The sequence below is a fragment of the Paenibacillus sp. RUD330 genome, from assembly GCF_002243345.2.
Classification (GTDB): domain Bacteria; phylum Bacillota; class Bacilli; order Paenibacillales; family Paenibacillaceae; genus Paenibacillus_O.
In genome coordinates this window covers 2,242,977-2,267,162 of record NZ_CP022655.2, presented here as the reverse complement: position 1 = coordinate 2,267,162, position 24,186 = coordinate 2,242,977, and the positions used below count along the sequence as shown (strand labels likewise).

At 61.0% G+C, this 24,186-nt stretch carries 25 protein-coding genes and 1 pseudogene; 13 read left to right on the top strand and 13 right to left on the bottom strand.

Annotated features, from left to right (window positions below; genetic code table 11):
* Window positions 1–189 precede the first annotated feature (189 nt).
* From CIC07_RS10185 to CIC07_RS10160, 6 genes and pseudogenes are all read left to right on the top strand, one after another.
* Window positions 190–2,154, top strand: coding sequence for an ABC transporter substrate-binding protein (locus tag CIC07_RS10185; RefSeq protein ID WP_076356604.1), 1,965 nt, complete (start codon window positions 190–192; stop codon window positions 2,152–2,154).
* A 24-nt stretch (window positions 2,155–2,178) separates the two neighbouring features.
* A pseudogene (locus tag CIC07_RS25760) lies at window positions 2,179–3,180 on the top strand (ABC transporter permease).
* A gap of 3 nt (window positions 3,181–3,183) precedes the next feature.
* On the top strand, window positions 3,184–4,041 hold the full coding sequence (locus CIC07_RS10175; protein WP_076356608.1) for an ABC transporter permease: 858 nt from the start codon (window positions 3,184–3,186) through the stop codon (window positions 4,039–4,041).
* 25 nt (window positions 4,042–4,066) lie between these two features.
* Entirely contained in the window at window positions 4,067–5,068 is a 1,002-nt protein-coding gene (locus CIC07_RS10170; RefSeq protein WP_076356610.1) for an ABC transporter ATP-binding protein, read from the top strand.
* A complete protein-coding gene (locus CIC07_RS10165) occupies window positions 5,065–6,177 on the top strand; it encodes an ABC transporter ATP-binding protein (protein ID WP_200801147.1) in 1,113 nt (370 codons plus the stop codon). The genes CIC07_RS10170 and CIC07_RS10165 overlap by 4 nt, the downstream gene beginning before the upstream one ends.
* The gene (locus CIC07_RS10160) at window positions 6,177–6,404 is read left to right on the top strand and encodes a hypothetical protein (RefSeq protein ID WP_076356612.1); all 228 of its coding nucleotides are present in this window, start codon (window positions 6,177–6,179) and stop codon (window positions 6,402–6,404) included. The genes CIC07_RS10165 and CIC07_RS10160 overlap by 1 nt, the downstream gene beginning before the upstream one ends.
* Before the next feature lie 159 nt (window positions 6,405–6,563).
* Here CIC07_RS10160 and fosB read toward each other — a convergent pair whose 3' ends face one another.
* The 6 genes from fosB to CIC07_RS10130 form a co-directional block, all read right to left on the bottom strand.
* A complete protein-coding gene (gene fosB / locus CIC07_RS10155; protein ID WP_076356614.1) occupies window positions 6,564–7,004 on the bottom strand; it encodes a metallothiol transferase FosB in 441 nt (146 codons plus the stop codon).
* A 6-nt stretch (window positions 7,005–7,010) separates the two neighbouring features.
* On the bottom strand, window positions 7,011–7,781 hold the full coding sequence (locus CIC07_RS10150) for a histidine phosphatase family protein (RefSeq protein WP_157741892.1): 771 nt from the start codon (window positions 7,779–7,781) through the stop codon (window positions 7,011–7,013).
* A gap of 123 nt (window positions 7,782–7,904) precedes the next feature.
* Complete coding sequence (locus CIC07_RS10145; RefSeq protein WP_076356616.1) at window positions 7,905–9,854, bottom strand: stalk domain-containing protein; 1,950 nt, start codon at window positions 9,852–9,854, stop codon at window positions 7,905–7,907.
* Window positions 9,855–9,998: 144 nt separating this feature from the next.
* Window positions 9,999–10,226: a hypothetical protein gene (locus CIC07_RS10140; RefSeq protein WP_076356618.1), complete on the bottom strand. Its 228-nt coding sequence runs from the start codon at window positions 10,224–10,226 to the stop codon at window positions 9,999–10,001.
* A 151-nt stretch (window positions 10,227–10,377) separates the two neighbouring features.
* Complete coding sequence (locus tag CIC07_RS10135; RefSeq protein ID WP_076356620.1) at window positions 10,378–10,578, bottom strand: hypothetical protein; 201 nt, start codon at window positions 10,576–10,578, stop codon at window positions 10,378–10,380.
* An 85-nt stretch (window positions 10,579–10,663) separates the two neighbouring features.
* Window positions 10,664–11,155 (bottom strand): Hsp20/alpha crystallin family protein, encoded by a 492-nt coding sequence (locus CIC07_RS10130; RefSeq protein WP_076356622.1) that lies wholly within the window; start codon window positions 11,153–11,155, stop codon window positions 10,664–10,666.
* 180 nt (window positions 11,156–11,335) lie between these two features.
* Here CIC07_RS10130 and CIC07_RS10125 point away from each other — a divergent pair, with 180 nt between their 5' ends.
* From CIC07_RS10125 to CIC07_RS25670, 6 genes are all read left to right on the top strand, one after another.
* Window positions 11,336–11,575, top strand: a complete 240-nt coding sequence (locus CIC07_RS10125; RefSeq protein ID WP_076356624.1) for a spore germination protein — start codon at window positions 11,336–11,338, stop codon at window positions 11,573–11,575.
* Complete coding sequence (locus CIC07_RS10120; protein ID WP_076356626.1) at window positions 11,572–11,784, top strand: spore germination protein GerPB; 213 nt, start codon at window positions 11,572–11,574, stop codon at window positions 11,782–11,784. The genes CIC07_RS10125 and CIC07_RS10120 overlap by 4 nt, the downstream gene beginning before the upstream one ends.
* Before the next feature lie 21 nt (window positions 11,785–11,805).
* Window positions 11,806–14,184 carry a spore germination protein GerPC gene (gene gerPC, locus CIC07_RS10115; RefSeq protein ID WP_076356628.1) on the top strand — a complete coding sequence of 793 codons (2,379 nt, stop codon included), beginning with the start codon at window positions 11,806–11,808 and terminating at the stop codon, window positions 14,182–14,184.
* 11 nt (window positions 14,185–14,195) lie between these two features.
* Complete coding sequence (locus tag CIC07_RS25855; RefSeq protein ID WP_076356630.1) at window positions 14,196–14,543, top strand: hypothetical protein; 348 nt, start codon at window positions 14,196–14,198, stop codon at window positions 14,541–14,543.
* Window positions 14,540–15,082, top strand: coding sequence for a spore germination protein GerPE (locus CIC07_RS10105; RefSeq protein ID WP_076356632.1), 543 nt, complete (start codon window positions 14,540–14,542; stop codon window positions 15,080–15,082). Before CIC07_RS25855 ends, CIC07_RS10105 begins: the two co-directional genes overlap by 4 nt.
* Before the next feature lie 112 nt (window positions 15,083–15,194).
* Window positions 15,195–15,323 carry a hypothetical protein gene (locus CIC07_RS25670; protein ID WP_268802133.1) on the top strand — a complete coding sequence of 43 codons (129 nt, stop codon included), beginning with the start codon at window positions 15,195–15,197 and terminating at the stop codon, window positions 15,321–15,323.
* A gap of 174 nt (window positions 15,324–15,497) precedes the next feature.
* Here the strand turns inward: CIC07_RS25670 and CIC07_RS10100 are convergent, their stop codons facing one another.
* On the bottom strand, window positions 15,498–16,190 hold the full coding sequence (locus CIC07_RS10100) for a class I SAM-dependent methyltransferase (RefSeq protein WP_076356634.1): 693 nt from the start codon (window positions 16,188–16,190) through the stop codon (window positions 15,498–15,500).
* Window positions 16,191–16,449: 259 nt separating this feature from the next.
* Between CIC07_RS10100 and CIC07_RS10095 the strand changes: the two genes are divergently transcribed.
* Window positions 16,450–16,824: a winged helix-turn-helix transcriptional regulator gene (locus CIC07_RS10095; protein WP_076356636.1), complete on the top strand. Its 375-nt coding sequence runs from the start codon at window positions 16,450–16,452 to the stop codon at window positions 16,822–16,824.
* Window positions 16,825–16,901: 77 nt separating this feature from the next.
* Here the strand turns inward: CIC07_RS10095 and CIC07_RS10090 are convergent, their stop codons facing one another.
* The 6 genes from CIC07_RS10090 to CIC07_RS10065 form a co-directional block, all read right to left on the bottom strand.
* Window positions 16,902–17,444, bottom strand: a complete 543-nt coding sequence (locus tag CIC07_RS10090; RefSeq protein WP_076356638.1) for an NAD(P)H-dependent oxidoreductase — start codon at window positions 17,442–17,444, stop codon at window positions 16,902–16,904.
* Between the two features lie 166 nt (window positions 17,445–17,610).
* Window positions 17,611–18,198 carry a GNAT family N-acetyltransferase gene (locus CIC07_RS10085; protein WP_234992926.1) on the bottom strand — a complete coding sequence of 196 codons (588 nt, stop codon included), beginning with the start codon at window positions 18,196–18,198 and terminating at the stop codon, window positions 17,611–17,613.
* A gap of 82 nt (window positions 18,199–18,280) precedes the next feature.
* The gene (locus CIC07_RS10080; protein ID WP_076356640.1) at window positions 18,281–20,257 is read right to left on the bottom strand and encodes a glycoside hydrolase family 15 protein; all 1,977 of its coding nucleotides are present in this window, start codon (window positions 20,255–20,257) and stop codon (window positions 18,281–18,283) included.
* Entirely contained in the window at window positions 20,239–21,702 is a 1,464-nt protein-coding gene (gene glgA, locus CIC07_RS10075) for a glycogen synthase GlgA (protein WP_076356642.1), read from the bottom strand. The genes CIC07_RS10080 and glgA overlap by 19 nt, the downstream gene beginning before the upstream one ends.
* A gap of 204 nt (window positions 21,703–21,906) precedes the next feature.
* Entirely contained in the window at window positions 21,907–23,019 is a 1,113-nt protein-coding gene (gene glgD, locus CIC07_RS10070) for a glucose-1-phosphate adenylyltransferase subunit GlgD (protein WP_076356644.1), read from the bottom strand.
* Entirely contained in the window at window positions 23,016–24,182 is a 1,167-nt protein-coding gene (locus CIC07_RS10065) for a glucose-1-phosphate adenylyltransferase (RefSeq protein ID WP_076356646.1), read from the bottom strand. The genes glgD and CIC07_RS10065 overlap by 4 nt, the downstream gene beginning before the upstream one ends.
* Window positions 24,183–24,186 lie beyond the last annotated feature (4 nt).

The window sequence follows — 24,186 nt, the reverse complement described above, 5'->3', positions numbered from 1 at the left end:
TGCCGCCGCCCCTTCCTGTTCCCGTCTTGCCTCAACCGTTTCCGACCGTTCATTTCAAGCAATATCCGCCCTATTCCGGCAGAATAATGAAAGCGTTTTTATCAACACGTCGACCTCGGCCAAGAATACAATGAAAGCACTTCCAACGGGCAGCCGGAGGAAAGTGGATCCAGATGGGAGGAGAATCAGGTGAACCTTTTGAGAAGCGGCAAAACATGGGCCACGCTTGCTTTGGCCGTTTCCGTCGCGGCGGTGTCGGGCTGCGGAGCCTCTTCGCCCGGGCTAGCCGCGCGCATCGAAGCCGGCGGGCTGCAGGGGATGCAGAAGCCCGTGCCGGACGATCAGCTGAAGTTCAACAAGGAGAAAATATTCCGGGTGCTGGGCGGCTGGCCGAAGCCTCCGCTGTACCAGGGCAACCCGTTCGGGTCGGGCGGAATCGGCGACACGAACAACCGCTACATGTTCGAAGGCCTGTATGTCTTCATCCGCTCGACGAACGACGTCTACAACGTGCTCGCCGAATCGACCGAGGACGGACCGGGCACGACGACCGTCCATCTCCATAAAGGCGTGAAATGGCATGACGGCGCACCGTTCACGAGCAAGGACGTGTGGGCCTACTACCGGCTCAACAACGGTGCGGACGTAACGAAATACCTGTCCTCCATCGAGACTCCGGACGACGATACGGTCGTATTCCGCTGGCTTGATCCCGCTCCGTACCCGGAGCTCAAGAAGCTGCTGCTCGCCCAAGACCTGCAGGGCCAGATCCCTTATCATCTGTACCAAAAATACGTCGACAAGGCCGACGAGCTGCTGAAGCGGGCCAAACCGCTGCCGGACCGCTCCAAGGACGGCCCCTTCCATCTCGATATTCCCGACGAGCTCAACAAGCAGATCGCGCTCAATTGGAATGAATTCACCCGTTCGGGACCGGCTGTTCCGGTCGGAACCGGTCCTTTCAAGTTCGAAAAGGTGACGACCACCGACATGCTGCTGAGCCGCAATCCGGATTACTGGCAGCCGGACGCGGTCAACTACGACAAGATCTGGATCAAGAACGTTCCCGAGCTGAGCGCGCAATATGCCCTGATCAAGTCCGGCAAGCTGGACTGGTACGACGGCACGCCTCCCAAGGACATCCTGGAGTCGCTGCTCAAGCTGAATCCGGATCTGCTCCATTACCGCATGTACGATCCCGCCAGCGTCGGACTCATGTACAACATCCGCCGCGAGCCGTTCGAGCAGGTCAAGTTCAGGCAGGCGCTCACCTATGTGTTCGAAAAGAGCAAGCTGAGGGAGATCGGCAACTACTACGGCAAGGAATATCCGAAGATCTCCATGACCGGGATCATGCCTTCCTCTCTGGAGAAAGAGGTCAGCGCGGAGGCGCTGGGCAAAATGACCGACTACACCCACAATCCGGAGAAGGCGGCCTCCCTGCTGAAGGAAATCGGCTGGAGCAAAGGCGCGGACGGCCTCTGGAGGGATCCCGGCGGCCATGTGCCGTCGTTCATCATCGGCGCGCCGAACAACTGGGTGCCGGGAGTCAACTCCGCGCAGATCGCCGCCGAGCAGCTCACCAGGTTCGGCATTCCGACCAAGCTGAAGGCCGTCGACAGCACGATCTATTTCGCCAACGCAGACAAGGGCCTCTACGACATGTCCATGGACTGGGTAGACGTCTCCTGGGGCTTCCAGAATCCGTGGAGCTCGCTCAAGGTCGTCTACTGGGACGGCACCAAGAAGAAGGTCGGCTTCCCGAACGTCAAGAAGACAGGCGCGGACGGCTCCGAGATCGATACGGGACGCCTCGACCTCAAGACGGCGGGCATCGACGGGAAGACGGTCGACGTCGACAAGGAGATGCGGCGCTTCCCCTACGTCCAGGATGAGGGCGAGCGCAAGGCGATCATCGACAACCTCGCTTGGATCGCCAACGAGAACTGCTGGGGGGTCAACTTCTTCCAGAACGTGACCGGCGCCTGGATCAACACGCGCACGATGGCCGGCAATTATCCGATGATGGACCAGATCGTCCAGAGCGGACGGGATATGCCGCTGCCGGAAACCGACGCGGACCGGCTGGCCGTCACCCATTTGAACCACGGCTTCAACTCTACCTTCATGCCAAGAGAATACTGGCCCCGCTGACGACTAACGACGGAGGTGCAAGTCATGAGCCCCAGAGGAATTGCCAAACGAATCGGAATGTCGGCCGTCACCGTCCTGCTCGCGATGCTACTCACCTTTGTGCTGCTGCGCATGACGCCAGGCAGCGCCATCGACTCGTGGGCGCGCGATTACGCGACCCAGCGCGGGATGAGCCTGGAAGAGGCATACCGCCAGATCACCGCCATGATCAACTACAATCCGAACGAACCGCTGCCGGCCCAGCTCGGCCGGTATCTCGGCGGACTGCTGCATGGCAATCTCGGCATGTCGATGATCTACCAGAACGTATCGGTCAATGAAATCATCGCGAACGCGCTGCCCTGGACGCTGTTCGTCCTCAGCATCTCGCTCGTCATCAGCTTCCTCATCGGCATCAATCTCGGAGCGATGATGGCGTACCGCAGGAAGAGCCTGCTGGATCCGATCGTCTCCATCTACGCCATCATCACCTCGTCCGTCCCGAATTTCATCGTCGCGATTCTGCTGCTCGTCGTGTTCTCCTTCCAGCTCGGCTGGTTCCCCGTGAACGGGGCTTACGATCCCGTCGTGGAGCCGGGCTTCAATCTACCCTTCCTGTCGAACGCGCTCTATCACGGGGCGCTCCCGATCCTGACTTATGTCATCACGACGCTCGGAACGTGGGCGCTGACGATGAAGGGCAGCGCCGTCAACGTGCTTGGCGAGGACTACATCGTCGCCGCCGGCATCCGCGGCGTCTCCTAGCGCACGCTCATGAGCCAGTACGTGAAGCGCAACGCGATGCTGCCGCTCATCACGACGCTGGCGGTCAACTTCGGCTTCATGCTGGGCGGCTCGCCGCTGATCGAGAACGTCTTCAGCTATCCCGGCATGGGCTACTATATCGGCCAGGCGACCCAGCAGCGGGATTATACGCTCATGCAAGGGCTGCTGCTCGTGACGAGCGTCGCGGTCATCGTCGCCAATCTGGCCTCGGACCTGATCTACGCCAGGCTGGATCCGCGCGTCAAGCTGGAGGAGGGATAAGCCATGAGCCAAGGATTCGCGGATTTCTGGAGAACGATCTATCGCAACAAGAAGTCGTTCAGCGGCGTCATCATCCTCGCCGTCTTCATCTTCATGGCGATTTTCGGGCCTATGCTGGCCAGCCTGGACATGACGGTCAAGTTCGGCAACCGGTACGCAAGCCCTTCCTGGTCCCACTGGCTGGGCACGGACTACGGCGGCAGGGACACCTTCCTGCAGCTTGTCTACGGATCGCGGGATGTGCTGACGATCGGGCTGTTCGCCGCCCTGTTCACGCTCGTCATCGGCTTTGTCGTAGGAGCGGTATCCGGCTTCGCCGGCGGGCGCACGGACACGGCGCTCATGTTCGTCACGAACCTGTTCCTCACGATTCCGAGCTTCCCCGTCCTGATGATCGTGGCCGCGCTCGTGCAGATCAAAAACCCCGTCGCCTTCTCCTTCATTCTCGCCGTCTGGTCCTGGGCTCCGCTCGCCCGGGCGGTCCGCTCCCAGCTGCTGTCGCTGAAAAACAGGGAATTCATTGTCGCCTGCCGGATCATGGGGCTGCGAATGCCGTACATCCTGTCCCGTGAAATCCTGCCGAACCTGACTCCCTATCTCGCCATCAACTTCATCATGGCGGCGCAGGGGGCGATCGTGGCCAGCGTCGGCCTCATGATGCTCGGCCTCGCCCCCTATTCGCCGACGAACTGGGGCATGATGATCCAACTGGCCGTGCAGAACACGGGCGGCATCTTCAATCCCAAAGGGTACATCTATCTCATCTCGCCGATTCTCTGCCTCGGACTGTTCCAGATGTCCTGCATTTTTTTCAGCAACGGTCTGGAGGAAGCGCTGAATCCGCGGCTGAGATCGAACTGAAGACCCTGAGAATGGAGGAGCAGCTATGGACAATCTGGTAGAGATAAAAGGACTGACGATCGAGTTCCCGATGCGCGCAGGAACGCTGAAGGCTGTCCGCGAGGCCGACTTTTCCATTCCGCGCGGCCAGATCACGGCTCTCGTCGGCGAAAGCGGCAGCGGCAAGTCGACGCTGGCATCCGCCGTCATGCGGGCGGTACCCAGTCCCGGGCGGATCGCGGCCGGCTCGGTCCGCTTCGACGGCGAGGACATCCTGGCGCTGAGCCGCAAGCAGCTCCAGGCGTACAAGTGGGAGCGCGCGTCCATGGTGTTCCAGGCCGCTCAGAACGCGTTGAACCCGGTCGTGCGGATCAAGGATCAGATCATTGAAACCTACCGGGCGCACCGGAGCGGCGCTTCGGAGAAGCAGATCCTCGACAAGGCCCGCGCCCTGCTGGATTACGTGCGGCTGGAGCCGGACCGCGTGCTGCAGGCGTTCCCCCACGAGCTGTCGGGAGGCATGAAGCAGCGGGTCATGATCGCCTTCAGCCTGCTGCTCGATCCGCAGCTCGTCATACTCGACGAGCCGACGACCGCGCTCGACGTCATTACGCAGGCGTATATCTTCGACATTCTGGTCAAGATCCACAAGGAAATGGACATCACGATGCTGCTGCTCACCCATGATATCGGCGTTGTCGCCAAGGCCGCCGACCGGGTCGGGGTCATGTATGCCGGCAATATCGTGGAGGCGGGCAGCGTCTACGACATGTTCAAGCGACCCAGGCATCCTTACACGGCCAAGCTGATGAAAGCGGTGCCCAGCCTGTACGACGACCTGTCGGAGCGCAAGGCGATTCCGGGCTCTCCGCCGGATCTGCTGCGCATGCCCCCGGGCTGCCCGTTCGCTCCCCGCTGCGAGCATGCCTTCGACGCGTGCAGGACGGCTTCGCCGTCCCGCGTCGTCTGGCCGGGAGGCCATGAGGCCTCCTGCCATCTGCATCCGGATTCCAATACCGTATCGATCGCGGAGGTGCGTACATCATGAGCGTCAGAGAACTGGAGCTGGAGCGCGAGCCGCTTCGGCGCAGCCGGGAGCGGGCCCGCGCCGAGGAGCAGCAGGCGTTGATGAGCCTGGAGGGCGTGAGCCTGTATTATGAGAGGCGCCGCGGAATGATGGCTCCCGTGGAGCAGGTCGGCGCCGTCGTCGACGCCAACCTCGACATCTACCCGGGCGAGATCATCGCTCTCGTCGGCGAAAGCGGCTGCGGCAAGACCTCGCTCGGCAGCGTCCTGACGGGGCTGGCGAAGCCGACCTCGGGTCGGGTGCTGTTCCAGGGGGCGGACATTGCCGGGCTCAAAGGCGAGCGCTACCAGGACTTCCGCGGCGGCGTGCAGATGGTGCAGCAGGATTCCTATGCGGCGCTCAATCCGATGCGGACGATCTATCAGTCGCTCTCCGCTCCGATCGTGCAGCGCAAAATCGTCAAAGGGCGCAAGGCGGCCAGAGCCCGCGTCATCGAGCTGCTGGAGACGGTCGGACTGACGCCGCCGGACCGCTTTCTCGACAAGTATCCGCATCAGCTGTCGGGCGGGCAGCGCCAGCGAATCCTCATGGCCAGAGCCATCTCGCTGAATCCGAAGGTCATCGTCGCCGACGAGCCCGTCTCCATGATCGACGTCAGCCTGCGCATCTCCATCCTCAACCTGATGGCGGATCTGAACCGCAAGCTGGACATCGCCATCGTCTACATCACCCATGACCTCGCGACGGCCCGCTACATCGCCGAACGGGGCCGCATGGCGGTCATGTATCTCGGCCGCGTCATGGAGCTCGGCGGCGTGGACGACGTGCTGAGCCAGCCGAGGCATCCCTACCTGCAGGCGCTGCTGTCCGCCGTGCCGACGCCGGATCCCGACATCGCCAAGGCGATGCTGGAGCTGCCTCTGCGCAGCCTCGAAATGCCGAATGCGGCCAGGCCGCCTGCCGGCTGCCGCTTCCATCCCCGCTGCCCGCATGCCATCGAGCTCTGCTCCCAGGAGGAGCCGCAGCTGCGCCCCGTCGGCGCCAGCGAGGCCGCCTGCCATCTGGCCGAGCAGACGCTGGCCGGCTGGCAGGAGAGGATGGCGGCGATCCGCGCCGCCAAAGACAGCTGATGGACGATCTGCGCCTGCTCGGCCGCATCGTCCTGTCCATGTCCTTCGTCCTGCTGCTGCTCTGCCTGCTCAGCTTGACGGCCGTGCAGCCGGGCTCCGCCTCGCATGCCGTCGTCATGATGGCGCTGTGGATCAATGTGATCCTGTCGGGGTCCATCATCCTGTTCACTCTATGGGATCGCCATCGGCGGCGGCGCAAGGATGAGCTTGCTCCGGATTCCGATTGAACGTGAAAAGCCTCGCAGCCGCATGCAAGCGGCCGCGAGGCTTTTCATCGTCCGGCAGCATCGAATGGATCATCGAAGCCTGGGAAGTCCTTGCATGGCGGAGCAGATGGCTCCTTGTCCCGATCGGCCGTTCACGATCAGCCTTTCACGATCGGCCTTTCACTCCGCCGGTCCTTCCGGATTGCCGAACGCCATATGGGGCATCGTCTCCCGGTAATAATCCAGCCGGTCCCGCAGCGTCCCGCTGTGGAATTCGAACAGATGGCCGTCCGGGTCGCGGAAGTAGACCGACCTGCCGTCCCTTTCATCTCTTTCCCTCCCTGGCAGCACTTCGGCTCCGATCGCCTTCAGGCGCCGGATCGCATGGTCCAGCTCGACGGCCTGCATCGAAAAGGCAAGATGCGTATAGGACAGCCGAATTTCCTCCCGGGGAATCTCCTTCTCTTCATTGAGGGCGATCCACAACCCGCCAAGATCGAAATAAGCGAGGCTCCGCCCCTTCACCATAAGCTTCGCCCCGAATGCCTCGGCGTAAAACGCAATCGATCGGTCCAGGTCGGACACGGAAAAGCAGATGTGGTTGATGCCGTCCAGCTTCATGAGGATTTACTCCTTCCACTTCATGATGTGAATGCCGGCTTCGCCGAGAAAATCGGCGCGGGTCAGCCGCTCTTCGCCGAGAGCTTCCCTGTACGAGGTGATCGTCCCGTCATGGGAAACGATTACGGCCCTCCCTCGGCCCTCCTCGCCTATCGCCGCATGAGCATCGCGGAGAAGCTTCAGCGCCTCGGTTCGGAATGCCTCGCGGTCCATTGTGTTGAGCCTTCCGTCCCACAGCCCTGCCGAATCGCTCTTCAGACAGCCGAATTCAGGGAACTCGGCTACAATCGCCGACTGTGGATAGATCCGGTCGCATCTGAACTCGCTGGCGGAAGGGTTGTCCGGCATCGGATACATCCTTGGACCGACGCGGGGCGACACCAGCAGCCGCAAGTCCGCCCTGCCGTCGGCGAGCAGCCTTGCGGTCTGCAGCGTACGGACCGTCGGACTGGCGATTACGACATCCTTCGGACCGATCGAGACGGCATCGCGGATCGCCGCGACCTGCTCCCTGCCTTTGGCGGTCAAAGGCGGATGCTCGACATTCAGCCGATCCGGGATGCCCGTATTGTGGACTCCCTGACCATGGCGGATGAACAGCAGCTCCATCGGCTTCGGCATCGTCTGACGGCCAGGCACCGCTCGATCGGCTTCACCATCGCCGCCAGATTTCTCCCGCTCGCCCGATAGCTCTCCCCCCAGCAACCGCTCGGTGCTCGCCAAGTCAAGGAGATCCTTGCATTCGCTGAACCCATCTCCCTTTTCCGTCGTTTCCATCCCTGTCATTCCCTCCTCTCGCTTTCCATGGAACCATTGTACACCCGCACGCTGGACATATCCGCAAAAAAAAGCCGCATCTCCTATATCGAGATGCGGCTGAGGCTCCATGGCCCGTGCGGCTTAATTCTTCAATGCCGGCAGCGGCTGGAAGATCATCGTGATCGGCAGGTTGCTGCCGGATGCGATCAGATAGACGAGGCTGATCGTCTCGGTGCTGTCCCCGGAACGGTACAGCACCATGGCTTCGCCTTGATCCTTGAGCACGCCGGATGCCGGCACGGGAATCAGCTGCCCGTTGACGACGAACGCTCCCGTATACAAGCCGCCTCGAGGGTTCAAGGCGACCAGCGTCCGCGGCGACAGCTTGATGTTCATTTTGTACAGAACGCCGAAGTTGCCGATGTTGAGCTGGAGGGATCCCGTCGTATTGTCGTACCCGTCCAGATACGGATCCAGCTTGTTGTCTCCCAGCACGATGCGCTGCGGAGTGTAGCCGAGCACGCCGGGAACGTCGATCGCGCGCGTCGCGTTGTTGAAGGAGCCGCGGGTATGCTTGCCGTCCGCATCCATGAGCGGCAGGCTCTCGAGCACCTTGAGCGGGTCCGTCTTCTCCGCCACGACGACGACGCGGAACCGCAGCGTCTGGTCGGAGGTCACGTCGGCGTAGGCCGAATAGATCAGATTCGACTTGATGGCCGAGGCGGAGATTTCCTTCAGCACCTGCACGGACTGTCCCGGCTTGATGCTCGTGTACGTAATCGGGCTCGGGGAGATGACGGAGTTCAAATACCGGACCGTAGACATTTTGCCGGTATTGACCTCGAACTGGTCCGGTCCGCCAGCCCCGAAATTCTTCACGCCGAACTTCGCGGTGTAGTTGCCTTCATTCGTCGCGATCAGATACATCTTGACGGGATATCCGATATTGTTCACGTTGTGGAACAGCAGGCGGATGTCGCCAGAGAACTGATCGTCGTAAGCGATGCCTTCGCTCGTCCACCGCTCCGGGCTGTTGCTGCGGATCAAGCGGGAAGGCTCCGAGTGGAAATCATACGATACGGTCGGAATATCGAGCACCGACTTGGCATCGACTCCGAATACGCCGCCTACCGGCTTGAACAGCTTGTCGTACTGGTCCTTCGTATAAAGGACTTCCGTGGACACCGTGATCGTCTTGCTGATCGTGGAGGACAAGCCCTGGTCATCGATGACTTCCAAGGTGATCGTCTTGTCTCCCGCCTCGAAGAAGACATCCGCTTGGCCGATCCAGTTGCGCTTGGCGATCGCGTTGTTGTCGTCGGTGCTGAGATCGGTGTAGCGGACGTTCTCGCCGATCCGGTATACCGTCTTGTCCGTGGCGAAGTCCGCTACGGGAGGCTGGTTGGGTGCGAGCACCTTGATCGTCACCGTGTAGGGATCGCTCCATTGCCCGGAAGCATCCTGAACGATGCGGGAAATGGTGTACGTGCCTGGCTCGGAGAACACTTCCTCGCGCCCCGTCCATTCCTCGTTGATGATCGGCTGGCCGGAAGGAGAGCTGTAGCGGTCCAGATAGGTGACATAGTCGCCCGTGTAGATCTTGGCCGGAGATACGGTGAACGCCGCGCTCGGCTTCGTATCCCATTGCAGGGTGACCTGAGCGCCCGAAGCGCTCACGCGGCTCCCTGTCGCCAGACCCCAGGTGCGGATCGGAATCATGAGCGACCCGTTCTCGGAATACGTATTCGCCTGGCCCGTCATTTTGGTCCCATAGGCGGCAACTTCCCTGGTATTCATCTTGAAGCGGATTTCTCCCGCAGCGCTGCGGGCGATCGATTGCTTCGCCGCGGCATCATAGGATACCTGGAAGCCGTAACGCGCCGCCAGCGAGCTGAACGGCGCGTAGGATACTCCGTTTTTCATGACGAACGGCTGAGCCGCAGTAAAGGCGGTTCCGTTCAAAAGCATTGTTTTGCTGTTTTTAGTCATCACGAGCGTCTGCGATGCACCTTGAGCCGTCGCGCGCCCCATTCCTCCCAGCAGAGGCATGGTGAAGAGGGTCAAAACCAAAAGCCATTTGAGCGATTTCATTGCTAGTCTCCTTTAACTGTCCAACTGCTGTCTGTCCAACTGCTTCCGCTCACGGGGCAAAGCCCCTGTACAGTAGACATTTGACGGTCATTTCAGGAGAAAGTTGCGCTCCAGGCCGGAATTGCCATGAATTGGACACATGCCTCAGCGCGTTCCGTTGACCCTCATGTTCGTTATGAAGGCTCCGGCCATGACGACGAACAGGACAAGCGCCGCGATTCCCGCCATCAGCCTGCGGCGCCGGTATTTGGCCGCCTGCGCCGTATCGGCACCGCGATGCAAGGCATCCGCGTAAGCTCTCTGAAGAAACATGTACCAGACCAGCATCGCTACGAACCCCATATTGGAGACAAACCATATTTTCTGCCACACGACCCATTACCCCTTTTCGGCTCCAACCACTTGGAACAAACTAGCTTCGACTTTACCTCAACCGGCCTTCGTTAGCAAGACTTGCCAGGCTGCTCCCCGTATTCCGGGGACGCAGACAAAAAAAGGGCCTTCAAGGCCCGACTGCTTCCAGCTAGATATACCATAGGTCCAGCAGGATGTACATCACGACTGCGCTCACTGCGCCTCCCGCGAAATAGACCCATCCGGCGCGGAAGCGCTGCTGGAACATCCTCAACACGCCAAGGCTGAGAAGGGAAAAAATAAGCAGGATGAATACGGCTCCGAGCACGAACAATCCCGGAGAAACATTGCTGACATCAACGGCGGTCACCGGCGACACTCCCTTATGTAAAATCCGTCCACTAGAATCATAAGGGAAGCGTTTGCCAAACGCAACAAGCCGCAGGTCCGGATCCCTAGTCCGGACCTTCTTCGATGAACACATCGATGTATTTCGACGGAGACTTCTTCTTCAGACGAACCCGGAGCACGCCGCCCTTGATCATCGCACGCGTGGAACGGGGCTGGACGGGAGCCGGCAGCGGCAGGCTTTGCGGACGTCGTCCCGGCAAGCCTTCGATGCGCAGCCGCTCCTCCTTCACCCTGACCCGGAGCGTCTCGGCGTCGGCTTCACCCTGCAGAGGCAGCTTGAGCAGCAGGTACTCCTTGTTCTCCGTCCACTCCGCCCCCAGCGAAGATATACCCGCTTTGAAATTCTCGCCCTTCTTGGCTTTGTCCGCGGTATCCTGCATGCCCGACAAGCCGGCTGTCGGACTGCCGCTGAGCGCGCCTTCCATCATCTGCTTGACGATGCGCGCCACCCATTCCGGCTCCTTCATCGCTTCGAAGCCTTTGGGCAGCTGCTGGCGAGCGAGCCATTCCTGCATCTGATCCCATTTGCTGCCCACGGGCAGAACCTCCCTCCGCTATGCTCCAGCCTATGCGGGCCGGCTCGGTCAAGTGACAGATTTCGAGCCGAGGCCCGCGCATCCCGGAACATTTGGGCGAATGCCGCATATAGTGGGGTATGGACGGCAGCCCGGTACGCCCGGCCTGCCGCGATCCAACCGAGAATGAGGTGATTCAGCATGCCTGCTGCTGTCGGCTTTGTCAATATCGTCAGCGTCGGTTCCAGCGGCGTTGTCCAGTTCGGGGACACCGTCCAGATATCGCCCTCCAGCTCCTCCAAAACCTATGCAGGTTCAGGATCGTTCCTGACCGGGGGCTTGACGAACGCCAACAACGGACTCAGCGCCACCAATACCCTGGACCCCGATCTTCAGGATAACTCCAATAACGAAGTTGCATCCGGAGCGAATATTATATGAACCTGACCGTCCACCAGTCCATCACCATCCATCAGCTGCGCGTGGACAGCGTCTCCAACAGCTCCGTGCTGCAGATCGGCAGCGCCGGCTCCATCCGGCCGGTATCCCAGCTCTACAACTCCGGCGGATTCGACCATCCGGCCGAGCAGCTGACGGCGAACGAAGGGGCGGATGCCTTGAGCTTCGTGCCGCTGCCTAATCCGAGCTAGACCGAAAGGAGGCCTCATGCCATGGAAAGCCAGGACCGTTCCTCCGCTGCGCCGGACAGCCAGCCGCAGCTTCCGGAGAATCGCCCGTTTCCATTCGGCTCCTCCTACGGAGGCATGGGGATGCTGCCTTCCGTGCTCGGCAAAGGCTTCGGATGGCCGGGCGCGGGCGGAAGCTGGCCCGGCCTGAAGCTGCCCGGCGTGCTTCCGGGCCTCGGCGGGCTCAGCGGCCAGGGCATGGGAGGGACGATGCCCGGCATGGGCGGAACGATACCAGGCATGGGCGGCTTGCTTCCGGGCCTTGGCGGCCAAATTCCATCCCTAGGCTCTGTGCCTGCGCTCAATGCGATGAAGGGTGGATCGTATCCATGGAGCGCGGCAGCCTCCGGCTCCCCCATACCTGGAGTCCATCCCTCCGCGGGGGGGCCGCCGGGAGGCTGGCCTCAAGGAGCGTATCCGCAAGGCGGATTCACTCCGGGCAGCTCTCCTCCGAGCGGGTATCCTCAAGGAGGATCGCCTCTAGGCTATCCTCCCGGCGCGTTTCCTCAAGGAGGGATGCCACAAAGCTACCCTCCAGGCACGCTTCCTCAAGGAGGATCGCCTCAAGGCTATCCCCCCGGCGCGTTTCCCCAGGGAGGGTCGCCTCTAGGCTACCCTCCCGGCGCGTTTCCGCCTGCCTCCCTGCAAGCCGGGGCGGCTCCTGGGCAGCCGATTCCGGCTCCGCCCAGCCTCTCGGGAATGCCGTTTCCAGACACGGGAGCCGGCCAACCGGCCGTGCACCTCTTGCCCGGCGCGCCGCTTCCCGGGGGACTGCCGATTCCGGCGGCAGGCGGCATTCCGGCAGTCCAGGGAGGCGCCGGATTGCCGTTTGCGTCCGGTGCGCCTGCCGGCAATTCCGGCCAATCGCCGGAATCGGTCGCAGCCTGGCAAGGAATTCCGCCCGGCTTCAACGAGGCCTCCATTACGAATCTCATTCAGTCCGTCGACCCCAACTGGGTCAGCCAGTGGGAGCAATACCAGGGGTGGCCGTTTTCAAGTCCACCTTATCCCATCGTGTCCGACTCGCAGCAGGCGCAAGACGGCAATGCCGCCGAGTGGCCTGCTGATGCAGCGGCGGCAGCCCTTGCCTCGGCCTGCTCCGGCGATTTGCAGAATCCCGCCTGCCTTCAGGCATGCCTGGCCGGCATGATGCTGCGCTGGCAGCTCCAGGAAAGGCAGATCGCACAGCTGCTGCTGTATCTCCAGGACGTGGAGAACCGGCTGCAGCAGGCCGAGAACCAGCCCACCTATACGATCGAGAAGCTGGAGTACAACTTCGACCAGCTGAAGGTCGAGCAGCTGGACGGCACGCTGAACATCGGCATGACCGCTCCGTCCGAAGCGCAGATGCAGGAATTCGGGCAGGTGTCGGTTCCCCAGAAGGTCGTCAAAGGGGGCGCGCCGATCTATCCGCTGCCTATCCCGGCATCCGCCAACAAAGGCCCGAACGCGCCAGCGCCGCCGTCCGCTCCAGGGCTGCCGCAGGCTCCGCCGGGCTTTTCCGTCCCTCCGGGCCAGCAGGGAAGCCTCATTCCCGCGTCCAACAGCAACGATTCCTCGACGTCGCAGGGCACGACCGTCATTCCGGGGCAGCCCCCCATACCGGGCCATGGCCCCGTATTCCCGTCCACTTCCCTGGCCGGGAGCAGCATCGAGCTGCCGGGCGAGCCGCCTCCTGGCGGCACCCTCGCTCCGCCGGGCTTTTCCGGGCCTCCGGCAGGGGCAGCCGCGCCCTCGTTCGGCAATGCCCCGGGAACGGGGCTGGCGCCCGGCCTCGTCGGCAATTTCGCCGCTCCGGCGCAGACGCCCGCATTCCCCGGCATCTCGCAGCCCGGAGGCCTTCAGCCCGGACCCGGGGCGGGCATGGCTCCGGCGCTCACGAACTTCTCCGGCGGATTCGGAACGCCCGCCTCGTCTCTCGTGCCCGGCTTTTCTGCCGCGCCGTCCGCAGCCGGCGCCATCCCTCCCTTGCCGGCCATCATCCCGCCGGGCGAAGGCTCGCCGTCCCCGGTCAATGTGCCTCCCGCCAATACCCGGCACGCCGGCTACAGCGACGTGAAAGCCGCCGTCGACGCCTATTTGAACACGCTCGCCCAGGATGTCATGAGCCGAGCTGCCAAAGGACTCAAGGTTCAACTGGATCCCTATCATCAGAAGATGGTCATCGAGGATGTCCGCCGGCAGATTCCGGATCGGATCCGGCATTACATGGCGGATGAAGAAAGCAAGCAGGCATCGCTGCCGCCCGGCAGCAGGCTCGAGGAGCGCCAGCTGCTGCGCAAGGCTTCGGAACGGACGATTCGCGACGCCGAGCTCGCTCTGAAAGCTTATGTGGACAATTTGGCCAGACACCCGAAAGGATGATTGCAGTGGCGATGAACGTGAACATAACCAATCATTTGCTGTGCGTGGGAAGCCTGGAGCTCGTGGGCGTCGCTTCCGCTTCGCTGCTTCAGATCGGCGACACCGATACGATCACGTTATATTCCATCTTCGATACGCCTCCGGAATCGGTCATCATCGGTCCGTTCGCTCCCCTGCCCGCTCCTGAAGCCGGTCAGACCGAAGCCGGGGCCATCCAGAGCGGCGGCGGACAGACGGTCGTGCCGGTACCAGGAACGGGCGGTCCCGTGCAGCCGGAGGTCACTCCCGGCGGGCCGATTCCGTTCGGCAACGGCAACAACTTCCTCAATCCGACCGGGGCCGTCACGGTGAACACATGATCGTATCCGACACATCGGTCCGAACCTCTTACATCGGCTCCTTTCAGCTGATCAGCGTCGGGCTGGCCACCGTCGTCCATTTCGGCGACACGGCTTCGATCAATGCCCGCTCGACCGGGCTTGCCGTCCAGCGGCAGCTCGACAACCGCGCCGGCGGAGAAGTGGACTATGCCGGATATTCCCTCTTTCAGAAGCCGTTCAACATCGTAGAGGAAGAGAGCCCCGATGCGGCGGATGTCGTCACCCGCACCGTCAACCACAGTCCTTCCATCAGCGTCGGCACGATCAACATCATCGCCTCCAGCGGAGCCTCGGTCATCGTTGCGGGCAATGCGATGGATGCGCTCATGGAATCCAGGCTCAAGCATTTCAGGCAGTATGCCTACAGCCTCGGCTCATCGACCGTTCCCGACCCGGCCCTGTCGGAAGCCATCCAGACGGCGAAAAGCGAAAACGACGGAGAAGGCGGAAGCTCACCGGGCGGGGATTCCGCAGCGTCCGCCCATTCCGAGCCCATATCGACGACCCGGGACAGATGACCATGACCATCAGCCCGCCCTCCGCATACATTGGCATTGTGAAGCTTAAGCACGGCGCCAGAGCGCCATGGAGACAGCTTCAAATGAATCCATGTCACAGGAGGTATGCTTGATGGGTTATCCTGTTGCAGGAGCAGCCGCAGGCTGCGGTCCGTCTTGGGGAGGCCTGGGAGCCAGCATGGGCGTCATTCTCGTTCTGTTCATCCTGCTGGTCATCATTTCCCGCGCATTCTTCATCTAGCCTGGCAGCCAACATGTAGGGGCAGCTCCGAATGTCATGAAAATGACCGGGAGCAGCCCCTTTTCTTGTCCCTATCAGCCGGTCCATCGCGCTTGCCTCCCGCCGCAGCAGGCGAAATAGCGGTTCTGAGCGGTCTGCGTCAAGCCTGCATCCGGGAGGCCCGCCACCTTATCCCTACTCCAGCTTGCGATGCCACACGCCGGCATATTCCGGCACGGTGCTCCAGCCGTTCCGCCTGACCTTCTCGGCCGTCTCCGGCCCGAAAAAAGCGCCCGTCCTCGCCGCAGCCTCCGAAGCATCCGCGAATCGGTAATCGACGCGGACGACGCTCCGCTTGAATCCGTACCGCTCTTCTAGGCTTCGGAAATAAGGCAGCAGATGCTCCGGCGGCGCAGGCTCTGCTACAGCCGTTCCATAATTCTCGAACAGCACGACGTCGCCTCCGGAGATCCCGATCCGGCTCATCTCCGAACTTATCGCCGCCAGCCTCCGCTCCCATCCCGGCAGTGACGGAGCCACGCCGTAGCAGATCGACCAGCCGCCTAAAATGAGATCGTAGCCACAGCTGTCCAGCCCCGTGCAGGCATGATCGGCCACGGCCAGCTTCAGCTTGCCTTCGGGCTGCGGGCCCGCCTTCTCCCGAAGCCTGTCCAGCATTTGCTCCGATGAGTCCACCGCCGCGACGGAAGCCGCCGCGGGCAGAACCTGAAGCGTCAGACGGCCGGTACCTGCGCCTAAATCCGCGATCCGCTTGCCTCTCGGATCAGCCAGCTCCCGCAAAACCGGAAGCAGGCTCGGCTGGGCGCCGATGAGCGCGTCGTAATTGGACGCTTCTCCCTGATTGAAGTACTGTGCATCTCTAGTCATGTCATCGCCTCCGCAGCCATCATGCGCCTTGCCGCGGCGTCAAGGTCAAGAGCGCATCTGCATCAGACGGAAGCGGAGGATGTTCAAGAGCAAGGGGCCTCTCGAACGAGAAACCCTTCGAGGCTTTGAGCTGTCCGTTGCGAAATGGTATCATGAGTCCATACCGCCACTCGTCCGGCAGCAGCGTTTCCATACATTAACGAGGCCCTGACCGGAGAGGAGGGCCTTCCGTCGATGATCCATAAGGAGGTAATCGTGCATGGATGATACAAACTGCGCTCCGTCCGGCTTCAAGCTGAAGGACACCGGCTTCGACTACACCTTGTCCGTCCTAGGCGGCAAATATAAAATGACCCTGTTGTACTGGCTCTCCGAATATAAGGTCATGCGCTTCAACGAGCTGCAGCGGGGAATCGGATCCATATCCTTTAAAACCTTATCCGTCATGCTGAAGGAGCTGGAGGCGGACGGTCTCGTCCGGCGCGAAGAATTCCCCCAGATTCCTCCTAAAGTGGAGTATTCCTTGACCGAGAGAGGCCAGTCGCTCATTCCGGTGATGGATATGATGTGCGGCTGGGGAGAGAAGAACGGCAAGCCGGCCATGCAGGAGGAAGCCGGCCATCTTCCGACATAGCCGGCGGCATCCAAGCAAAAAAAAGAGCAGTCCCTCCCTCCATGTCGGGAAGAACTGCTTTTTTGCTTGTCTGCCGGTTACAGCCGGTCGAGAAATTCAATATAGCCCTGTGCGCTTTCGTCCAGCCTCTTTGAGTAGTCCGCATTGTCCACCGTGTCGTATTCGGCGCCGTAGAAGACGTGGAAAGAGCGATAATCGGCTCCGCAATACCGGAACGTCACATCGAAGGGAGACAGAATCCGGTCAAGCCCGTAGCGGCTCTTTCCTTCTTCGCTATAATCGAGCTCATTTCCGCCTGCGGTTACGGCCAAGGCCGTTTTCCGATTTCTCAGCTTGTCTCCCTTCGACCCGTACGCCCATCCGTAGGTGAGCACTTCGTCCAGCCACTTTTTAAGCAGCGGCGGAGAACTGAACCAGTAGATCGGGAATTGCAGGACAAGATGGCCATGCGCTTCAATCAGCTCCTGCTCCTTGTCCACCTGGATAACTCCATCCGGATAGACTTTATACAGCTCATGGACCGTGTAGCGATCGGGGTATTTGCGCAGCTCCTCCATCCAGCGCCGGTTGACGACGGATGTATCGATGCCGGGATGCGTGACGACGACAAGTGTTTTCATAGGGTTGCCCTCCTGCAGCGTAGCTGGTTTTGTGTCGGTACGCCTTTGAGTATAGCCCGCTCGAACCGTTCGCAGAAGTACGCACTTTCCGTTCACCTACTTACCCAGAGGTGAGCATCGGCTGCCGGATCGAACCGCTCCAACCGCTCATCCTTGCGGCCGTTCCCTAGCGGCTGGAGCGGCCGGCTTCCCGCTCTTCTTCCGCTTCGAGAGCTTCATTGAGCAGCACCATATGATAATGGTCCTCCCATTTTCCGTTGATCTTCAAATATTTGCGGGCCAGTCCCTCTTCCTGGAACCCCAGCTTGCGCACGACCGAGAGAGAGGCTTCGTTGCGCGGAATGATGTTGGCCTCGATCCGGTGCAGCCGCAAGGCGCCGAAGCCGTAGTCGACCATCGCCTTGACGGCTTCCGGCATATATCCTCTGCCCAGCAGTCCGCTGTCCAGGCGATAGCCCAGCGTACTGTTCTGGAACACGCCCCGGATGATATTGCTGAGAGCGACCGAGCCGATGACGGTATCGGGAGCTTCCTTCAAGAAAATCCACAGCTTGCACATTCTGCCCGCTTCGATTTCGGCCCGGTCCGCCTCCAGCATTTTCCGCTGCGCGGTCAAGGTGTAGAAGGATTCGTCTCGCAGCGGCTCCCACGGCTCCAGAAACTCGCGGTTGCGGCGCGCATACGAAGCCACGGCAGCGGCATCCCCCGGCTCCGCCGTCCGCAGAATCAATCGATCCGTCTCCAGTCTTTTCATCTTCATCATCCTTCCTGTATTCAGGGCGCAAACAAATCCCGGCTCCAATAGCGGAACCGGGACTGAAACCATCCTATCCAGTTTATACAGCGCCTGCGCTTCCCGCAAGCTCCTTGTACTTGGCCGCGTACTTGCTCACGCTCTGCACGAAGGTCGCATGCGACCAGGTGAGCGGAGCGACGGACAGCGGCGAGCCGTCATAGGGATTGAGCTGCTCCGGCAGGACGCCGCTCTCCAGCGACTGGCGGACGACCCACTCCAGCGTGCGCCTCGGAGCCTCCAGATCGGCCAGGCTCGTCGCCGACTCGATCTCGAAGTTGGCTACCCACAGCGTGCATATGATCCATGGGTTGCCCGGAACCCGGTCAATCTCTCCGGATTGCTGGAAATAATAATCGTTCGTATAGCGGGCGATGCCGCCGACGTCGGTGCGCACCGCCAGCCCTTCCCGAATCGCCTCCATCGTGCCGACGACACGGTGGTCGCTTGCCGGCAGGACGCCGAACTCCAGCACGGCGAACAGGCTGCTCTCCAGCGTCATGTCCTTCACCCAGCGCCCGTCCTTCTGCACGAGTCCGCGGGCGAACCGGCCGCTGTCCTCATCCCACAGATGAGTGAGCATGCCCTGCTTGATCTCCTCGGCCGTCCGGCGGTAATGGTCGCTGCGCTCGTAGTCGCCGAACAGCTCCGTGAAGAAGCTCGCCGCCATGAGCCCGCCGTAGACGGAAGCGGTCGTATAGGTCCAGATGCCGTAGCGTTCCTCCCACAGGTCGTAGCTCGGCTTGGGCAGCGACATGGAATGCTCCATATAGCTGCTCAGGAAGGCGGCCGACTTGCGGATGAGGCTGCTGTACAGCGATTGGGGCAGCTCGATGACCTGATGGCGCTTGTAGTCTCTCCAGAGCGCGAACAGGACAAGCGCCGTCTCGTCTTCCTGGATCGGAAGCCGCTTGGTTCCCTGGACCATGTACGGATGCCAGCTTGAGCCTACCGTGCCGTCCGGATTGAACTTATGGTACAGGTATCCTTCCGGCGTAAGCGCCTGCGAGCAGAAGTGGAAGAACGGCGCGATCACGCTCTGATAGCCTGCCAGAGACATCGCATCGGCGACCAGCGCTCCATCCCGAGGCCACATGTAGCTGTAATGGTCCCGGTTGTACTGCAGGATATCGGTGTCGTTGGCCGCGATGATCGCTCCCCGCTCGTCCGTCTGCGTCCGCACCATGAGCAGGCTGAGTCGGAACATCCGTCCCACTTCCGGAGGCAGGTCGCCCAGATCCCTCTCCGCCCGTCCCAGCCAGTGGTTCCAGTAGATGACGATCCGGCTGAGCAGCTTCTCGGGATGGTTCTCCTGGACGTACTGGTTCAGCTCCTTGACTTCTTCCAGGCTCTTGCCGATCGACATCCAGTAATAGACCGTCTTCTCGCCGCCCGCCGGAACGACGGTGCGGAAGCTGATCGTGCTGTCGACAGAGCCTTGAGCGATCGCATTGCCCATGAGGATGCCGTCCTCGGCATCCCTCCATGTTCCTTCCGCCGAATGGAACCGCTTGATCCCGGTCGAATACTGGGTCATGCCGCCCTCGTCGGAAAAACCGTTGAACATGAAATACGACGAGCGCTTGTAGTGGAACAGCGTATGGTTGTCGGGGTAGTAGGCGGCCGTATCGCCCACCTCGGATCCGTCGATCATGAGATCCTGGTGGAAGAACAGCCGGTATTCCCTTTCCCTGTCCGACAGGTTGCGGATGACGACGCGCTTGAGGTAGATGCACTCGCGCTGATGGATGCCGTCGTTCATCTGCAGCTCCGTCTGGAGCCCGCCATGGCGGGCGCTGACGTTGGTGACGAGGGAATCCTCGACATAGTCGAGCTTGGACTCCCAGGCCGAGTCCTCCAGCCAGCTGAATTGTCCCTCGGTCCAGATGCCGAGGCGGCAATATTGGCCGCCGACATGATTGAGCTGTCCGACGTAGGGATAATAGATATCCCGGATATAGCTGTTATGGTCAAGGTTGAGAAGCATTTTTCCGTTGCCGATTACAAGGTGACGGGCCATGATTCCTTCTCCTTCCGCTCAGGTGCTAGTTGTTCGTAGAGGCCGATGTAGGACTTGGCGGAACGGCTCCAGCTGTAATCGTCCTTCTCGCCGTTGCTGAGAATCACCTTCCAAGCTTCTTCGTTGCGGTAATAATGCAGCGCCCTCCGGACGGTATACAGCATGTCATGGGCGTTGTAATGGGCGAAGCTGAAACCGTTGCCTTCCCCAGTGTATTCGTTGAACGGCTGGACGGTGTCCTTCAGCCCTCCCGTCTCGCGCACGATCGGCACCGTCCCGTAACGCAGCGCCAGCAGCTGGCTGAGGCCGCAAGGCTCGAACTGGGAAGGCATGAGATACAAGTCGGAGCCGGCGTAGATGCGGCGAGCGAGCCCGTCGTCGAAGCCGGTGCGGATGCTGCATTTGTCATACCGGGAATGCGAGGCCTGCCGGAACATCTCCTCGTACTTCCATTCCCCGGATCCCAGGATCGCGAACTGCACGTCTTCTTCGAGCAGCTCGCCGAATACGGCGGCGATCAGGTCGAAGCCCTTCTGCTCCACAAGACGGGACACGATGCCGATGACCGGAACGTCCGCCCTCTCGGGCAAGCCCATCTCCCGCTGCAGGGCGAGCTTGTTGGCCAGCTTGTACGGCGCGGAGCCGTCCAGCTTGGCGTATAGCGCCTCATCCGCAGCCGGATCGAAGTCGGCCGTGTCGATGCCGTTGACAATGCCCTCCAGATCGGCCGCTCTCCAGCGCAGAAGGCCGTCCAGCCCTTCTCCATAATAAGCGGTCTTGATTTCTTCGGCATAACTCGGGCTTACGGTCGTGAGCTTGTCCGCGTAGAGGAGGCCTCCCTTCATGCAGCTCGCCGCTCCGTGGTACTCCAGGCCGCCCTCGCTGAATATCTCCGGCCCCATCCCGATCATATCCATCATCTCCTGCTGGCCGAATATGCCCTGATACCGCAGGTTGTGGATCGTGAACACGGTGCGGATGCCGCCCAGAACCTCATCCTGGAAGTAGCGGCGCTTGAGCAGGAAAGGCACAAGCCCCGCCTGCCAATCGTGGCAGTGCAGCACATCGAAGCGGACGTCCATCCTGCGGACCGCCTCGAGCACGGCGATGCTGAAGAACACGAAGCGCTCCGGATCGTCGCCGTAGCCGTACAGTCCGCCACGGCGGAAGTAATGCTCGTTGTCGATCAGATAATAGACGACCCCGCCGACCTCTCCCCGGAGAAGTCCGCAATATTGGATCCGCCATCCCATCTGGACGGAGAACGTGTCGATCGTCTCGAAATGCTGCAGATGCTTCCAAGGGATGCTTTCGTATTTGGGCAGGATGACGCTGGCTCCCACCCCGTTTTCCAGCAAGGCTTTGGGCAATGCGCCGGCCACGTCGGCAAGGCCGCCCGTCTTGGCCAGCGGCACAGCCTCCGAAGTCACGAACAATACATTCACGGCAGGTTCCCTCCTGGACAGCGCAAGCGGCGGTGATGTCTGTACCGGCCGCCCGCCTGTCTTTCTATCATCTAGTATCGGTTTGGAAGAGTCATTCGATTCGCTTTCAGAGAAAAAAGCTGCATTCGCTAGATTACGACGGACCTTGGCTGGATGCGCCTGCCTCTCCCTAAAGAGAGAAGGCCCCGATAAGAGAAAAGACCATCAAATGGTCTTTCTCTTGCCGGATACGAAAGGCATGCTTTCCGCGCCGCGGATGTCGCGGTCGGGTTCAACGCTGCTTTCCTTATCCAATATTACCCGGTCAAGCCGGGTGCCCGCTCCGATCGTCCCGTTCTGCATGACGATGCTGTTGCGGATGACGGCGCCTTTGCCGACGTGGACGCCGCGGAACAGCACGCTGTTGATGACGGTCCCTTCGATCCTGCAGCCGTTGGCGATCAGGGAATTGCCTGTCATCGCTCCTTCGAGATAGCGGGTAGGCGGCTCATCCTTGGTCTTGGTGAAGACAGACCCCGGCTGGAAGAACAGCTCCCTCCACACCTCGGGACGAAGCAGCTCCATGCTCGTGCGGTAGTAGGATTCCACCGTGTTCACGACGCCGAGGAAGCCCTCATAGAGATAGCCGTATATCCTTAGGCTGTCCAGGCGCGAGAGGATCGCATGGCGGACAAGATGGTCCTGGCCCTGCGCCAGCGACGTCTGCACGAGATCCATGAGCAGATCCTTCTTCATGACATAGATCTCCATGGAATGAAGGGAGCTGTCCATGTTGCCGAAATGATCCTGCATCTGGACGACGCGGCCGTCGGAGGCCAGCTCGACCTTGCGCGTCTTGCCGCCGAGCATGTCGGCCTGCTGCTTGCAGACGACGGTGACGTCGGCATTCATCTGCTCGTGGTAATCGAGCACCGCGTCGAGATCGATGTTGCACACCATCTGGCTGCGGGTCACGACGACGTACTCCAGCTTGCAGCGCTGGAAATAGTCGCGATGCTGGTAGAAGTGGAACAGGTCTCCCCGGCTGAGCTCCTGGATGCTGTCCGAAGCCGGCGGCAGGATGAACAGGCCGCTCTGCCTCGTATGCAGATCCCAAGGACGGCCGGATCCAAGATGGTCCATGAGCGAGCGGTACTTCGTATGGGCGAACACGGCTACCTTGTGGATGCCGGAGTTGACCATGCTCGAGAGCGTGAAGTCGATCAGCCTGTATCTGGCCCCGAACGGGACGGTGGCCGGGCAGCGGTATGACGTAAGGCCTTCCAGCTCATCCGTCTCGTGAATAAGGTTCACGACGCCCATCGCTTTGTTGATCATGGCTGCTCCACCTCCTGCATTTTTGGACTGCGGCTGATCTTCTCGTCGCTGCCGACGACGGCAATGTCCGGACTGTCCGGTGATCCCATGACGACGCCCGGCTCGATGACCGCTCCCTCGCCGACGATGGCGCGGTAGAGCTTCACTCCCTCGCCGACGATTGCTCCCGGCATGATGACCGATTCGCGGATGAAGCTGCCGGCGCCGACTTCCACGCCGTGGAACAGGACCGACCGCTCGACGACGCCTTCGACGACGCAGCCCTCGGTGACGAGAGAATCGGAGATGGATGCCTCCGGAGAGACATAGTGGGCCGGACGGTTGTGGCGGGCGGAATAGATTCTCCACTCGTCGCCGCCGAGATCGAGCTGAGGCTCGGCGCCGAGCAGGTCCATATGGGCCTCCCAAAGGCTGTCGATCGTGCCGACGTCTTTCCAATAGCCCTTGAACGGATACATATGAAGCCTGATGTCGTCCTCCAGCATGCGCGGAATGATGTCCTTGCCGAAGTCATGGCTCGACTTGCGGTCGCCCTCGTCGAGGATGAGGTATTTCTGCAGCACTTTCCAGGAGAAGATGTAGACTCCCATGGAGACCACATTGCTTACGGGATGCTTGGGCTTCTCCTCGAAGTCCGTCACGCGGCAGTTCTCGCCGATATGCATCGTGCCGAACCGGCTGGCTTCCTTCAGCTCGACCTCCAGGCCGGCGATCGTCACATCCGCTCCGAGCTCCTTGTGATGCTCCAGCATCTTCTCGTAGTCCATCTTGTAGATATGATCGCCGGAGATGACGAGCACGTATTCCGGCTCATAGCGGTCGATGAATCCCATATTCTGATAGATGGCATTGGCGGTTCCTTTGTACCAATCGCCGCCTTTTGATTTGACGTACGGGGGGAGCACGGCCATTCCGCCGTCGCTCCGGTCGAGCCCCCATGGGCTTCCGATGCCTAAATACCGGTTCAGCTCAAGCGGCTGGTACTGGGTCAGGACACCGACCGTGTCGATGCCGGAATGCATGCAATTGCTCAAGGTAAAGTCGATAATCCGGTATTTGCCGCCGAAATGGACGGCCGGCTTGGCCAGATCCTTCGTCAGGACTCCCAGCCGTTTGCCTTCTCCGCCGGCAAGCAGCATGGCGATCATCTCTTTGTGGCCCATGGTA

Coding starts and splice junctions, on each gene's coding strand:
- CIC07_RS10175 (WP_076356608.1), top strand. CDS start 3,184: ATGAGCCAAGGATTCGCGGATTTCTGGAGAACGATCTATCGCAACAAG.
- CIC07_RS10170 (WP_076356610.1), top strand. CDS start 4,067: ATGGACAATCTGGTAGAGATAAAAGGACTGACGATCGAGTTCCCGATG.
- CIC07_RS10165 (WP_200801147.1), top strand. CDS start 5,065: ATGAGCGTCAGAGAACTGGAGCTGGAGCGCGAGCCGCTTCGGCGCAGC.
- CIC07_RS10160 (WP_076356612.1), top strand. CDS start 6,177: ATGGACGATCTGCGCCTGCTCGGCCGCATCGTCCTGTCCATGTCCTTC.
- fosB (WP_076356614.1), bottom strand. CDS start 7,004: ATGAAGCTGGACGGCATCAACCACATCTGCTTTTCCGTGTCCGACCTG.
- CIC07_RS10150 (WP_157741892.1), bottom strand. CDS start 7,781: ATGGAAACGACGGAAAAGGGAGATGGGTTCAGCGAATGCAAGGATCTC.
- CIC07_RS10145 (WP_076356616.1), bottom strand. CDS start 9,854: ATGAAATCGCTCAAATGGCTTTTGGTTTTGACCCTCTTCACCATGCCT.
- CIC07_RS10125 (WP_076356624.1), top strand. CDS start 11,336: ATGCCTGCTGCTGTCGGCTTTGTCAATATCGTCAGCGTCGGTTCCAGC.
- CIC07_RS10120 (WP_076356626.1), top strand. CDS start 11,572: ATGAACCTGACCGTCCACCAGTCCATCACCATCCATCAGCTGCGCGTG.
- gerPC (WP_076356628.1), top strand. CDS start 11,806: ATGGAAAGCCAGGACCGTTCCTCCGCTGCGCCGGACAGCCAGCCGCAG.
- CIC07_RS25855 (WP_076356630.1), top strand. CDS start 14,196: ATGAACGTGAACATAACCAATCATTTGCTGTGCGTGGGAAGCCTGGAG.
- CIC07_RS10105 (WP_076356632.1), top strand. CDS start 14,540: ATGATCGTATCCGACACATCGGTCCGAACCTCTTACATCGGCTCCTTT.
- CIC07_RS25670 (WP_268802133.1), top strand. CDS start 15,195: ATGGGTTATCCTGTTGCAGGAGCAGCCGCAGGCTGCGGTCCGTCTTGG.
- CIC07_RS10100 (WP_076356634.1), bottom strand. CDS start 16,190: ATGACTAGAGATGCACAGTACTTCAATCAGGGAGAAGCGTCCAATTAC.
- CIC07_RS10095 (WP_076356636.1), top strand. CDS start 16,450: ATGGATGATACAAACTGCGCTCCGTCCGGCTTCAAGCTGAAGGACACC.
- CIC07_RS10090 (WP_076356638.1), bottom strand. CDS start 17,444: ATGAAAACACTTGTCGTCGTCACGCATCCCGGCATCGATACATCCGTC.
- CIC07_RS10085 (WP_234992926.1), bottom strand. CDS start 18,198: ATGAAAAGACTGGAGACGGATCGATTGATTCTGCGGACGGCGGAGCCG.
- CIC07_RS10080 (WP_076356640.1), bottom strand. CDS start 20,257: ATGGCCCGTCACCTTGTAATCGGCAACGGAAAAATGCTTCTCAACCTT.
- glgD (WP_076356644.1), bottom strand. CDS start 23,019: ATGATCAACAAAGCGATGGGCGTCGTGAACCTTATTCACGAGACGGAT.
- CIC07_RS10065 (WP_076356646.1), bottom strand. CDS start 24,182: ATGGGCCACAAAGAGATGATCGCCATGCTGCTTGCCGGCGGAGAAGGC.